Here is a 12,152-nt window from a genome sequence, read left to right as displayed (position 1 = left end):
GCCACGGCACTTGCACGCCGCAAACCGTCAGAGGTCATCCGCCATCCGCTCACGACTCTGGTTGTTTGCTTCGCCAAAATTTTGTCCAAACAGCCTCCCCGGCAGATTGAAAAGGTATTCAAACTGCTGTCCCGCGGAGCACGAAAACCGACCGTAGAGGAAGCAGCGCGCGCTAGGCAGCTAGTTCTTAGTGAGCGTTATCTGTGACGGCGACGGATGCCTTCCGCACTCAATCGCTACAGCCGCGCTTTGTCGGGTACGTGGGGCTTTGCCAAGTTGGCTCGTCGGCGTGCAACTCGACCCGTTTCGCGCCCACGCATGGGTAGAGGTAGACGGCACAGCAATTGGCGAGGACGATGACATGGCACGATGGACGCGGTTGATCGTCGTACATCCCAGCAGTTGATATAGCGAGGCTCTGATGATCACTTTAAAACCAGGTATATCGATGGCCACCATCGATGGAAGAACGGTATTACTAGATGGAGACACCGGTCGCTATTGGGAGATGAACAAGAGCGCTTCAACAATCTTACGCGACTTATTGAATGCGCATTCGATCGAGAAAATATGCGCGCAGAACACGACTCGACGAGGCCGGCCTAGTTGTTCGCAGGGAAACGGACATCTAGCGAACAAGCAAGGGTCTCCCCCCGGTTAGTTACGTATCGTGAAGTGGTTTACACTGCGCCAATGACCCTTGTACACAAGCTGCCGAGTGTCCTACCAGGGCCGATGCGTAGCGTGCTGATTCAACATCGCTCGCTACTGAAGTTCTTAATCGTGGGAGGTGTTTGTTTTGTTGTCACAGTGTTAATTAACTACGGCCTCAAACTTACCGTCCTGCACGGGAAGCCCGTGACGGCACTGGTGATCGCTACCGTGATTGCAACCATCGTATCGTATGTACTAAATCGCGAATGGTCATTTCGATTAAGAGGCGGCCGAGAACGCCGTCACGAAGCGGCATTGTTCTTCACTGTCAGCGCAGTGGCAGTCGGTTTGAACGCGGTTCCCCTGTACATTTCTCGCTATCTGCTCGGCCTGCAGGTGCCTGTTGTCAGCGTCTTAACACAGGAGCTTTCAGACTTCATAAGCAGCATTATTATAGGCACTTTGATCGCAATGGTATTTCGTTGGTGGGCGCTCAAGAAGTGGGTATTCCCTCAAGAGATCGAGCGACGGCGGCGATCAGAGCTACTCAAGAAGTAGGAACAGGTCTCACGCTGCGATCGATCACCGTTAAGTAATGAGGTATTTTGGTCAGCGCACCTCGCCAACCCAGAAGAATGCAGCACCTCACCCACCGCCTGACTGGAACCAGCCACCTTCCAGGTTGACAACAACCATAGGGACGCCCCGAGTCACTAGCAGGATTAGTAACGGTCGACAGCGCGGATTCTAACCCTAGCCCCTTACTGCCAGGGTTGGCTGCTCATGAGTTCATTTTGGAAGCGGTATCACCGACCGAGTCCGAAACCTTGTACGAGATCGGTGACCTGACCAGTCTGGTCGCCTGACCCCAGTCACGAGTCTCTACCGAACCTGGGGCGGTTCAGCTTGTCTTATGTGGCATGTTTGTGGAGTTTCTTGAAGCAGGTGAGGGTGGCGCCGAGGGTCAGGAAGGCGAGGAAGTGCGTGGCCTTGCGTTCGTAGCGAATGGTGAGGCGTCGGTACCCCGTTAGCCACGCGATGGTTCTTTCGATCACCCAGCGGTGTTTGCCGAGTTTGTCGCTGGATTCGATGCCCTTGCGGGCGATGCGGACTCCGATGCCGCGGGATCGGACCCAGCGCCGCAGGTCTGGCTGATCGTAGGCCTTGTCGGCGTGCAGTTTGCCGGGCTTGTGGCGGCGCGGGCCGCGCCGGGAGCGGATCGCTGGGATGGCGTTGACCAGGGGCTTGAGCGCCTGGGAGTCATGGGTGTTGGCCGCGGAAACGGCGAGGGAGATCGGCAGCCCGCCCCGTTCGGGCAACACGTGGATCTTCGATCCGGGTTTCCCGCGATCGACCGGGTTCGGGCCGGTCAGCGATCCCCCCTTTTGGCCCGCACGCTTGCTCCGTCGAGGATCGCGCGAGACCAATCGATCGAGCCCTGGCTGCCAAGTTCGTCGAGCACGGCGTGGTGCAGTCCGCGCCATAGCCCCGCCTCGGTCCACTGACTGAAGCGACGGTGCGCGGTCTGGAACGGCACCCCGAACGACGGCGGTAGATCCCGCCAGGCACAACCACTGGTCAGCACATACACAATCGCCGTGAACACCTGGCGAGGCGGCAACGGCGCGGTCCCACCACCCTGCGGGCGCGGCGTGAACTCCGGAATCAAGGGCTCGACCAGCGCCCACAACTCATCCGGCACCAACCGCAACGACAACCGATCCACGGACCAAGATCATCCCAGAAGACCGACCGAACACCACGTAAGACACGCTCTTACTCGGTCGCGCCACTGACTCGTTCCCCTCGATTCCTTAACAGGATAACCCTATTGGGTCCCTGTCCGGGATCTTCGGAGCCCCTCACTTCGACGAATTCCGGGAGTTCTGAGACAGACGCCGCTTCAGCTCCGCGTTCTCCGCCCGCAGCCCCGCATTCTCGCGCTCCAACTTGGCGACACGAGACTCCAGTTCCTCCAGGCGCGCCAGCAAACGCTCCAGCGACACACCCTCGGAACCCGACACCCCAAGATCATCCCAGATCACCCGCCAGCGCTACACAGACCCCTTCAAGACCTGAGTAGTTACACCTCAGGAACGATCAAACACCCGTCACTGCACCCCGAAGTACCTCTCGGGAGGTGTGAGCCGGTCGAGCGCGGCAATGACCTGTGCCTGGGCAATCCGCTCTTCGCGGACCAGCTCACCGTGACGATCTTCGGCGAGTTCGCGGTGGACGCTCAGGTCGTCGGGAGGCTCACGCTCCGCCTTCTTCTCCGCGAGCCGGTCCGAGGGCAGGTGGATGGACAGGTCGTCGATCCGCTCGTGAAGCCGGTCCAGCGACGCGCTCGGCCGTGTCTCCCGGCGCTCGGCGAGGGAGATCGCCAGGTCGCAGAACCTCTTCAGGAGAAGGAGTTCCTGCGACTCCGACAGCACCTCACGGACGACCCTGGCGCGCATCGGCCAATCGGAGCGAGTCAGGAATTCGTCGTTGGGCCTACCACCCTCGTACTCGAGGGCGGGGCAGATCCAGCTGGGCCGCTCGACACCGGCCAAGAAGTCCGCGTGGTCGGCCGACGCCAGCTCGGCCAGTGCCTCCGGTGCCACGACCAGGCTCGCGCCCAGCGCCATGATCATGGCGAGGTCGTCCGTCGCGGTCGGCAGATAGAGACCGTGCAGCGCGCCGAGCGCCGCTCCCCGCAAGTCTTCCGGGTTCATTCCGAGCGCCTTCCAATCGGTTGCCGGGATACTAACCGATCGGCCCAGTGGGGCCGATCTTCCCCTCTTGCCATGCGGTGATCGCGTCGTTGAGAACCTGGTCCCATGGCAGAGTGTTCGGCACGCTCCCGGCCCAGTCCTCGCGGTCCTCGGGTCCTCCGATGCGTTCCGACAGATAACGCTCGATCGTCAGGGCGTCGTCGCGGTGGTCGAAGTTCCGGATGATGTTCATCTGGTAACTGCCGCCATAGTTCCGCGCCCAGTTGGTGCAATCGTCCATCGTGTAGCGGCCGGCGGGATTGTTGCTGATGCCGAATTTGAGGATCTTGCCCGTGACCGGATCGACAATGACGTAGAGCGAAGTCTGGCCGATGTCCGGGTAGTCGCCGAAGATCGGCTTCCTCGTCATCGGGATCGCGCCTGTCTTGGCCCCGCAAATCTCGTTGTGGACGAGCACGGGCGTGTCGCCGGCGAAGACGTAGAAGGTGTGAACCCGGTCGACGGTCAGGTTGTAGGTTCGCCCGTTACCGGCGTACTGGCGGCTCGCCGTCACCGCGACCCGGGTGTCGCCGAGGGCCTGGAGCCGGTCACCGGCGGCGAGCCCGGCCGCGGTCGTCCACGTGTGGTGACCGGCGTTCCAGATCAGGTGGTGCGCGGTCGTGGTGATCGACGACGTGCCGACGGTGAGTTCGTCGAAGTCCTTGTCGTCATCCGACACGTGTACCGCGGTCACCGGGTGCTGCTGGACGACGGTGCTGTCCGGCTCGGCGTTGGCGACGCGGTCGCCCACTCCGACCAGTTCAATGGGTCTGCGGCTCCCATCGGCCATCAGAACCTGGGTGCCTGCCGCGAAACTGTTGGCGCACGGTGGCCGCACCGCGGCTTCGGCGTCGCGCTGGAGCCTCGCGAGCTCCATGTCGGTCTGGAACTCGATGTTGCGCAGGTTCCCGAGCTGGATCCCGCTTCCGCACCCGCTACGTCAAGCAAGCCTTCGCCCTTGGCCAGCGCGCGGGCCATGGCCTCGGAGATTTCGTTCGCACTGACCAGCCCCAGCTCCGACTCGGCGTTCTTGAGCAGCGAGCCCAGCTCGCATTCGGGGCACATCAGTGAAAGCAGGCCCGCCAAGACGACTCCGGAGAGAGTCTGGGACAAGGTCGAGGTGCCGGTCGGCGGCGGCCCGGGCAGGTAATCCGGGCTGAGCAGGTTCCGAGGGTCGAGGCAGTTGGCGAGGTCGGTGCTGCCCGGCTCGTTGACCTGGCGGCACAGGTCCTGCAGGTGCTGATAGATGCGCTGCTGTTCCGCCGGGGTACCGCTGAACAGCGTGATGCAGTCCTCCGTGCTGAACGACTGCTCCACCCAGGCAGCCCGGTAGGTGCAGTCCCAAGTCCGCTGGTTGATCGCGTTCTGCTTTTCGTTCTGCGCCTTGGTGGCGACGTCCTGCCAGGCGCCCTTCGCCAGTTCGGCCGCTTCCTGTGCGCTCAGGCCGGCCTGTAGCGCGGCGTCGTAAGCCTGGCTCGACGAGTTCGCCGCCTGGAACGCGTAGTTCGCGGCCTCGTTCGCCGAGCGCTGCGCGCGCGCCGCCGACCGGTCCGCCGCGTCGGCGGAAGACAGCGCTGACTTCGCCGCCGCGGCCGCCGTGTTGGCCGAAGTCCGCGCCTGCTGTGCCGAAGCCGCGGCCCGGTCCGCCGCAGCCCTGGCCTGGTCGGCGTACTCACCCGCCTGCTGTGCCGCGGTCGCGGCCTCACCGGCGTAGCGGTTGGCGTCGTCCGCCGCGTTGCGAGCCCGGGCCGCGGCGGCCTGCGCCTCGTCGGCGTCGTGGGTGGCCGACGAGGCCGCGGCGACGGCCTGGGCGACAAGACCGTCGACCGCGGCGTTGTGCGCGGCGGTGTTCTGGTCCCGGCGGGCCGCCGTGTGCTGCCCGACGCTGAGGAACTCGTGCCGAAGAGTGGGCGGGCCGTCGAGAGCAGCCTGCGCCGACGCCATCACCTCGCGAGCACTCGCCGCGCGGGCCGCCGACAGGACCTGGTTGACCTTGACGTCTTCATCGGTGGCCAAGGCAACGTACTGACCGGTGTCGACAAACGTCCGCAGCGCCTGCTCGGAATTGGCGTCTAGGGCCCGCTGCGCCTCCTGCGCGACGACCGTCCGGCCGGCGGCCGTCGCCGCCGACATGATCTGGTTCACCCGCAGGGAATCGTCGTCCTGACGTCCTGGGTAGTCGCGGGAACGAAGGAAGTTCAGGACATCGGTGTCGGATCCCGCCGCAGCGGCGGCGGCCGCCGTCCGGAAACCCGCCGTCTCCGATTCGGCAAGGGTCGACAGGACCACGCGGTTGTCCTGACCGGCCGCGGCCGTGAGCCCGCTCGTCACGAACCTGACAGCCTCGTCTGGTGCGGCGGGGCAGGAGCGGAGTTTGGGTAGGATGCGCCAGGTCTTGAGTTGTGCGTTAATGCGTTCGCCGGGGCCGCGTAGCCGCACGTGGGCACTGTTGGCATCTTTGCAGGACTCGGGCTTGTCGCGGCCCTTGTAGGGGCTGAGAGGTGCCCCGCGCTTCTCGGACGGGAGAATGACCGCCTAATTCATGCTTCATATACTCCGCGTGAACCTCGCGAGGAGGTCGATAGTCTACCGCCGAGTGAAGACGCTTCTGATTGTACCAGAGCCTCAGTGAACCGTTTTCATACTGGTCTGAATATGTTGGCGGGTAAGGGATTGTAAGTCGAGGGCTGGTTGATCGTCGGCGTGTCGGTGCCGGGAGCGTGGGGAAGCCCTTGGTAGGACAGTAATCGACCAAGATCAAGATCTTCGCGAGGGCTTCGGATGCCCTTCTACCGTGCCGCGCCGCCATTGTCACGTAAGACCCTGACCTTCGTGTCGGGCCCGCTCCGCACGCACCGCCAGGCGATCGGCTCGCCCTGACGAAAGCTCGACCGGGCCAGCAAGCGCTGCTGGCGCTGGTGTACCTGCGCAAGGGAGAGCCGTTCGCCGAGGTGGGCGCAGGGTTAGTGGTCTCGACCATGACGTGCTGGCCGAGGAAGGGCTACCACGGCTACGACCACACCGGCCAGCACGTGATCACCCCCTACAAGGGCCGCAACAAGACCGAATGTGCTAGTACTCCAGCCGGACTTCGTGATCGGGGCTGGTGGGGGCGCTGGAGGTGGGTGCGGCCGCCGGTTGATCATGGTCGGTTGTGTGGACTTTCCAAGATCGTGTGGCGGCCGCGGGCCCCAGCATAAACCCTGCCCGGTGGCGGGCGATGTTCGATGAGCTGACGGGGCGGATCGCGGGTCGTTTCAGCCGGGTCGAGCCCCGTCGCCGGGCGGAGAAGTTGTTGCTGGGCCTGGTGTCTGGACTGCCGCGGAAGAACTGCTGGACCATTGCCGAGTATGTCGGGGACGCGACACCGGACGGGCTGCAGCACCTGCTGGCCCGGGCGGTATGGGATGCCGAGGCGGTGCGTGATGACCTGCGGGACTACGTCTGCGAGCACCTCGGCGACCGGGACGCGGTCCTGATCGTGGACGAGACCGGAGACTTGAAGAAAGGCACCCGCACCGTCGGGGTGCAACGCCAATACACCGGAACCGCCGGACGCATCGAGAACTCCCAGGTCGCCGTGTACTTGACCTATGCGACAACGGCGGGGCACGCGTTGATCGACCGGGCCCTGTATCTGCCGAAATCCTGGACCGGCGACCGGGATCGCTGTGCCGCGGCCGGGGTCCCTGCCGAGGTCGGGTTCGCGACCAAACCCGCACTGGCCAGTACCATGATCAGCCGTGCTCTCGACGCCGGAGTCCCGGCGCCGTGGGTGACCGGTGACGAGGTCTATGGCGCCGATCCCCGGCTTCGGGCGGAGTTGGAGGGGCGCGGTGTCGGCTATGTGCTTGCCATCGGATGTGATCGCCGCGTCACCACCGGGGTCGGGCCGCTGCGCGCGGACGAGGTGGCCGCGCGGCTGCCCCGCCATGTGTGGCAACGCCTGTCGGCTGGAGCTGGGGCGAAAGGACATCGCTTCTACGACTGGGCCCTGGCCGATATCGATCCCGGCGCTGACGTGGCCGGGCATCGCTGGCTGCTGATCCGGCGCAACCGGCGCACGAAAGAACTGGCGTTCTACCGCTACTACGCACCCGACCTGGTGGCGCTGCCCGTTCTGGTGCGCGTGGCCGGAACCCGCTGGCGTGTCGAGGAATCTTTCCAAACCGGCAAAGGTCTGGCCGGCCTGGATCAGCACCAAGTCCGTCGCTGGACCTCCTGGCATCGCTGGACCATCCTGGCCATGCTCGCCCACGCCTTCCTCACCATCGTCGCCGCGACCGAACGTGCCCGAGAAACAGCATCGCCTGGCTGGATTCCCTTAACCTGCAACGAAGTCCAGCACCTCTTCGCCACCATCGCCATCACCCCGACCACCAACACCGCGCATCGGATCCGCTTCTCACACTGGCGCAGACACCACCAAAACCGAGCCCGCCAAGCCCACTACCAGCGACAATCCACCCGAGAACCATGACCATCACGATCTACGACTGGAGTACTAGCTACGCTCGCAGGCATGCTGGACATGCAGTACGAAGACCTGCTCCGCCACGTGCTGGACACGGGCGCCTGCGAGGAGGACCGCACCGGTACGAGCACGCGGTCGATCTTCGGTCACCAGTTGCGCTAACGGCTGTCCGACGGCTTCCCTCTGATCACCACGAAGAAGGTGCACCTCCGCTCCGTCACGTATGTCTGAACATCGTCAGTCCGACCCCGGGAGGCAGGCCATGACGAGCGACCCCAAGCTACGGCGAACGGTCACGGAAGTCCATCACTACCTGTTGGGCCAGTTAAACTCCGCGATCCGCCGACCAGGCGCGTTCGGTGGAGAACAGACGCTGCGTCTCTATCTCGACGCCCTGACATTTGTCGACAATCGTGAGCAGGACTGGCATCAGGAACTAGCTGCGCTCCGGGACCGGGGCGCTTCGGTCTCCACCGGGGTAACCGGCGCGGTCCACCACGCCCTCGGAGCCAAGGCAGAGGACGTCATGGCATCCGTCTTCGCCGAGATCGCCCACCGCAACGCCTGGCTGCTCTTGGACCGATCACTGCAACGCGCCGAACACGACCACATCCGCCGCACCGTCGACGCGTGGTGCTCACGCAACCAGACGTTGAGCGGCACGCTCGCCGAATTCGGACCACCGTCGATAGTGATCGGGAGTAACAACCCGCTCTATCCCAAGACACTCGGCTACGGCACAACGCATCCCGACCAGCCGCTGATCTTCCTTCACTTCTGGAACGGGACCGAGCCGGGGGCCGCCAGCACCTGGCCACCCGATCACCCCGAGCCGCTGCTGCTGGCCGCACGCCACCCCGGTGACCGGTTCATCGACGAGTTCGTCTTCACACCCACGGGTGCACATCGTCGCCAACAACTCGGGGCCACCACCTGACAGGCACCTACTTGATCAAGGAACTCCGAAATCCTCGAGCAGGCAACTGCACACGAGCCAAAGCTCGAGGAAGGGCGATCGAGCTGGTGCGCGGACTAAGAGCGTGTCTCATTTGGTGAGTTTTTTGTAGCAGGTGATGGTGGCGCCGAGGGTGAGGAAGGCGAGGTAGTGGGTGGGTTTGCGTTCGTAGCGGATAGTCAGGCGTCGGTAGCCGGTCAGCCAGGCGATCGTGCGTTCGATGACCCAGCGGTGTTTGCCGAGTTTCTCGGCGGATTCGATGCCCTTGCGGGCGATGCGCGGGGCGATCCTTCGCTGGCGGAGCCAGGCGCGCAGGGCGGGGATGTCGTAGGCCTTGTCGGCGTGCAGCTTGGCCGGTTTGCGGCAGCGTGGTCCGCGGTGGGAGCGGATTGCGGGGATGGCGTTGACGAGGGGTTTGAGTGCGTGGCTGTCGTGGGTGTTGGCCGCGGAGATGGCGACGGTCAGGGGCAAACCGGCGCGGTCGGACAGGGCATGGATCTTGGAGCCGGGTTTGCCCCGGTCGACCGGGCTCGGTCCGGTCAGCCCGCCCCTTTTTTGGCCCTGACGGAGGCTCCGTCGAGGACCGCGCGGGACCAGTCGATCATGCCTTGGCTGCCCAGTTCGTCCAGCACCGCCCGGTGCACATCGCGCCACAGTCCAGCAGCCGTCCACTCGGAGAACCGGCGATGCGCCGTCGGCACAGTGACCCCGAAGCTGGGCGGTAGATGCCGCCAGGCACACCCGCTGGTCAGCACGAACACGATCGCGGTGAACACCGCTCGATCGTCCACTCGCGACATCCCACCACCCTGAGGGCGTGTCTTTCCCGGCGGGATCAGCGGTTCGACCAGCGCCCACAACTCGTCGGGCACCAGCCGCCGCGACAACTCGTCCACTACAGGTTGTGATCTTGCCAGTTCCTCAACCAAGATCCAAGTGAGACACGCTCTTACTCTATAAAAGCCATTCCCCTATAGGTTGCGGCCTGCGCCCATCAGCCAACTTCGCAAAGAACTCGTCAACACCTTCAGCGTACCTGTAGACCACCGAATCCATTCCTGCAAGGTATCTTCCGGCAGGGGACAAATAGATGGTCAAATGAAACCCATCGATCCCTAGCGGACAAAGCGATTCTCCCGCCACGCCAGCACAACGGCGGGCGATTCTAGCGCTTCGTTCGGTGCAAACCAGCATCGGATCAAACTCAGTCCAGCAGAATATCTCAGCATCATCCAGGACAACACTTGGCGGGTGCTCAATACGGAGTTTCCAAAACATCTCTAGGAACGCATGCGCCGCATCTGATACCTCAAATCCGACTTCCTGCAAGTTTGCGACGACCTGAGAGACATCAATCTGACGGCCTGGGATCCATCCAGCTCTCTCGAGCAGGAGACGACCTCTGCCACTAACCGTGATCTTCAATTTCAACCTCCGACCGAAAGGTCCGTGGCACCACGTCTCACGAGCGCGCTCTGACACGAGATGCAGGCAGCTTGAGCTCCGCCAGTGTCGCTCCTAACTGTAAGAAATTCGATGTCGCCGAGTTCCAACGGACGTCCAATTTGATGCTCAAACTCCGCGGCATGATTGGCAAATAGTGCATTGCACGCGCGCATCTCCGCGCAGTTTGCCGCATCGCCTTCGAACATTTGTCCGCCGTCCTGAGCGGCTTCTTGAATCTCAGGTTCCAGGTAAGCAGGCTTCGATGAGTGGCCAGAATAACCAACCTCCATCATGTCCATGCCCTTGATCCGAGCGACCGAGGTCATCGTCGCATCCTCAGGCGCGGCCTTTGCAGCCGCACGGGCAACGGCACCCATATCCCCGGTCCCACAGTTGTGGACCAGGACTGGTGTGCTGCCTGCGAGGACATAGTACGTGTGGAGGTCGGTGATGGTGAGGTCGTAGGTGGTTTCGGTGGTGTGGTAAGGCGTGACCTGGGTGACGGTGGCGGTGCCGGTTGAGGTTCACCCCGAGTGGTGGACAGGGGCTTACAAGGGTTCAGGCAGCCGTTCGGAGTGATTGCTCGAAGTTGTCGGGGCTGATCATCCCGATCGCGGAGTGCCGCCGTGTACTGTTGTAGAAACTGATCCATTTGTCAATCGCGGCAACGAGTTCTGTCTTCGTGGCGTACGTGTGCCGGTAGTAGTGCTCGTGTTTGAACGTCGACCAGAACGATTCCGCCGGGCTGTTGTCCCAGCAGATCCCGGTCGCGCCCATCGACCGGCGCAGCCCGTGCCGGAAACACGCTGCGGCTGTCAGGTGCGCCGTGTATTCCCCGCCGCGGTCGGAATGCAGGATGGTGCCACGACATCTGGCGCCACGGGCGGCCACTGCGGCATCGATGGCATCGGTGACCATCGCGGCACCGATGTGTTCGGACACGCTGTAGCCCAACACTTTCCGGGAATGTCCGTCCCGGATCGCGCACAGGAACATCTCGCCCTCACCACACGTCAGATACGTGATGTCGGTGAGCCAGACCGCGTCGGGCCGGTCCCGGTCGAAGTGCCGGTCGACCAGATCCGGCGGGAACGACGCGGTCGGATCGACCACCGTCGTCTTCACCTTGAACGTGCGCGGGCTGATGCCCTCGAGCCCGATCGAGGCCATGATCTTGGCGACGGTCTTCGCGGTGACCACCTCGCCTTGGTCACGCAGTTCGGCAGTGATCCGCGGCGACCCGTAGGTTCCACGCGACTCTGTGTGCGCCTGGGTGATCTTCACCTCCAGGTCGGCTCGGCGTTGCTGCCGCGGTGTAAGCACCGTTGCCGCAACACGCTTGACGTGGGCGTAGTAGCCCGACGTCGACACGCCCAGCAGTCGCGCCATGCGGCGGACCGAGAACCGGGCGTTCGGCGGCGAAGCGGTGGTGGCGGCGGCGGCGAACTCGTCGGGGCCGGCGTACTTGGCCATCAGAGCGAACCGGGCCGGTTCTTCTGCATCGCGGCAAAGTACGCCGAGGCTTTTACCAGGAACGCGTTGTCCTTCTCCAGCTCGGCCACCTGCCCGCGCAGGCGCAGCAACTCGGCCCGCTCGGCGGCCTCCAGGGGTTTGTCCCCGTGGACCTCGGCCGCGGTGATCCGGCGTCGTTCGTCTTTGACCCAGACACTCAACATGCCCGCGTCGATTCCCAGCTCGCGAGCGACCTCGGAGATCGTACGGCCGGAATCGATCACACGGTGAGCAGCCTCGACCTTGTACTCGGCCGTGTACGAACGGCGCTTGTGAGGAGGCATGAGGACATCCTTTCAACAGGACCACTGGTCCTGCTAACTCGGTGTCCACTACCCGGGGTGAACCTCAGTCG

General features: G+C 63.6%; 16 protein-coding genes and 2 pseudogenes. 7 read left to right on the top strand and 11 right to left on the bottom strand.

Annotation, left to right across the window (positions count from 1 at the left end; translation table 11 throughout):
* Nucleotides 1–190: 190 nt before the first annotated feature.
* Genes ORV05_RS36450 through ORV05_RS07965 form a run of 3 tightly spaced genes read left to right on the top strand, consistent with a single transcriptional unit; the run spans nucleotide 191 to nucleotide 1,212 of the window.
* A complete protein-coding gene (locus ORV05_RS36450) occupies nucleotides 191–406 on the top strand; it encodes a lasso peptide biosynthesis B2 protein (protein WP_407652720.1) in 216 nt (71 codons plus the stop codon).
* 15 nt (nucleotides 407–421) lie between these two features.
* Nucleotides 422–661: a PqqD family peptide modification chaperone gene (locus ORV05_RS36445; protein ID WP_407652718.1), complete on the top strand. Its 240-nt coding sequence runs from the start codon at nucleotides 422–424 to the stop codon at nucleotides 659–661.
* Between the two features lie 32 nt (nucleotides 662–693).
* Nucleotides 694–1,212, top strand: coding sequence for a GtrA family protein (locus ORV05_RS07965; protein ID WP_268757795.1), 519 nt, complete (start codon nucleotides 694–696; stop codon nucleotides 1,210–1,212).
* 353 nt (nucleotides 1,213–1,565) lie between these two features.
* Here the strand turns inward: ORV05_RS07965 and ORV05_RS07960 are convergent.
* From ORV05_RS07960 to ORV05_RS07935, 6 genes and pseudogenes are all read right to left on the bottom strand, one after another.
* A protein-coding gene (locus tag ORV05_RS07960) for an IS5 family transposase (protein WP_268759735.1) occupies nucleotides 1,566–2,371 on the bottom strand; the annotation gives its coding sequence in 2 pieces (ribosomal slippage) (nucleotides 1,566–2,041 and nucleotides 2,041–2,371; 807 coding nt in all).
* A gap of 145 nt (nucleotides 2,372–2,516) precedes the next feature.
* Entirely contained in the window at nucleotides 2,517–2,699 is a 183-nt protein-coding gene (locus tag ORV05_RS07955; protein ID WP_268757794.1) for a hypothetical protein, read from the bottom strand.
* 66 nt (nucleotides 2,700–2,765) lie between these two features.
* Nucleotides 2,766–3,371 (bottom strand): hypothetical protein, encoded by a 606-nt coding sequence (locus tag ORV05_RS07950; RefSeq protein ID WP_268757793.1) that lies wholly within the window; start codon nucleotides 3,369–3,371, stop codon nucleotides 2,766–2,768.
* A 31-nt stretch (nucleotides 3,372–3,402) separates the two neighbouring features.
* A complete protein-coding gene (locus ORV05_RS07945) occupies nucleotides 3,403–4,200 on the bottom strand; it encodes a polymorphic toxin-type HINT domain-containing protein (RefSeq protein WP_268757792.1) in 798 nt (265 codons plus the stop codon).
* Nucleotides 4,200–5,741 (bottom strand): ALF repeat-containing protein, encoded by a 1,542-nt coding sequence (locus ORV05_RS07940; RefSeq protein WP_268757791.1) that lies wholly within the window; start codon nucleotides 5,739–5,741, stop codon nucleotides 4,200–4,202. The genes ORV05_RS07945 and ORV05_RS07940 overlap by 1 nt, the downstream gene beginning before the upstream one ends.
* A 27-nt stretch (nucleotides 5,742–5,768) precedes the next feature.
* Nucleotides 5,769–5,909: pseudogene (locus ORV05_RS07935) on the bottom strand (IS5/IS1182 family transposase); the annotation flags it as partial.
* A 282-nt stretch (nucleotides 5,910–6,191) separates the two neighbouring features.
* On the opposite strand from ORV05_RS07935, the pseudogene ORV05_RS07930 reads away from it, so the two are divergent.
* The 4 genes and pseudogenes from ORV05_RS07930 to ORV05_RS07915 all read left to right on the top strand — a co-directional run.
* Nucleotides 6,192–6,400: pseudogene (locus ORV05_RS07930) on the top strand (IS5/IS1182 family transposase); the annotation flags it as partial.
* A 230-nt stretch (nucleotides 6,401–6,630) separates the two neighbouring features.
* Nucleotides 6,631–7,890, top strand: a complete 1,260-nt coding sequence (locus ORV05_RS07925; protein ID WP_268757790.1) for an IS701 family transposase — start codon at nucleotides 6,631–6,633, stop codon at nucleotides 7,888–7,890.
* Nucleotides 7,891–7,932: 42 nt separating this feature from the next.
* A complete protein-coding gene (locus tag ORV05_RS07920; RefSeq protein WP_407652717.1) occupies nucleotides 7,933–8,046 on the top strand; it encodes a thymidylate synthase in 114 nt (37 codons plus the stop codon).
* Between the two features lie 100 nt (nucleotides 8,047–8,146).
* Nucleotides 8,147–8,821 carry a hypothetical protein gene (locus tag ORV05_RS07915; protein WP_268757789.1) on the top strand — a complete coding sequence of 225 codons (675 nt, stop codon included), beginning with the start codon at nucleotides 8,147–8,149 and terminating at the stop codon, nucleotides 8,819–8,821.
* 108 nt (nucleotides 8,822–8,929) lie between these two features.
* On the opposite strand, the gene ORV05_RS07910 is transcribed toward ORV05_RS07915, so the two are convergent.
* The 5 genes from ORV05_RS07910 to ORV05_RS07895 all read right to left on the bottom strand — a co-directional run bounded on the left by ORV05_RS07910 (nucleotide 8,930) and on the right by ORV05_RS07895 (nucleotide 12,081).
* Nucleotides 8,930–9,726, bottom strand: a protein-coding gene (locus tag ORV05_RS07910; protein WP_268759734.1) for an IS5 family transposase whose coding sequence is annotated in 2 segments (ribosomal slippage) — nucleotides 8,930–9,390 and nucleotides 9,390–9,726 — 798 coding nt in all. Because the reading frame shifts where the segments join, the coding sequence is not laid out codon by codon here.
* A gap of 67 nt (nucleotides 9,727–9,793) precedes the next feature.
* Nucleotides 9,794–10,321: an SUKH-3 domain-containing protein gene (locus ORV05_RS36440; RefSeq protein WP_407652715.1), complete on the bottom strand. Its 528-nt coding sequence runs from the start codon at nucleotides 10,319–10,321 to the stop codon at nucleotides 9,794–9,796.
* On the bottom strand, nucleotides 10,267–10,611 hold the full coding sequence (locus ORV05_RS07905) for a hypothetical protein (protein ID WP_268757788.1): 345 nt from the start codon (nucleotides 10,609–10,611) through the stop codon (nucleotides 10,267–10,269). The genes ORV05_RS36440 and ORV05_RS07905 overlap by 55 nt, the downstream gene beginning before the upstream one ends.
* Nucleotides 10,612–10,843: 232 nt before the next feature.
* Nucleotides 10,844–11,674 (bottom strand): IS3 family transposase, encoded by an 831-nt coding sequence (locus tag ORV05_RS07900; protein ID WP_268756100.1) that lies wholly within the window; start codon nucleotides 11,672–11,674, stop codon nucleotides 10,844–10,846.
* A gap of 83 nt (nucleotides 11,675–11,757) precedes the next feature.
* Nucleotides 11,758–12,081 (bottom strand): transposase, encoded by a 324-nt coding sequence (locus ORV05_RS07895; protein ID WP_268757317.1) that lies wholly within the window; start codon nucleotides 12,079–12,081, stop codon nucleotides 11,758–11,760.
* Between the last annotated feature and the right edge of the window lie 71 nt (nucleotides 12,082–12,152).

It is taken from the genome of Amycolatopsis cynarae (genome assembly GCF_026802195.1).
Classification (GTDB): Bacteria; Actinomycetota; Actinomycetes; order Mycobacteriales; family Pseudonocardiaceae; genus Amycolatopsis_E; species Amycolatopsis_E rhizosphaerae.
Note: the sequence above shows the minus strand (reverse complement) of the source record. Positions and strands in the feature narration are given on the sequence as shown.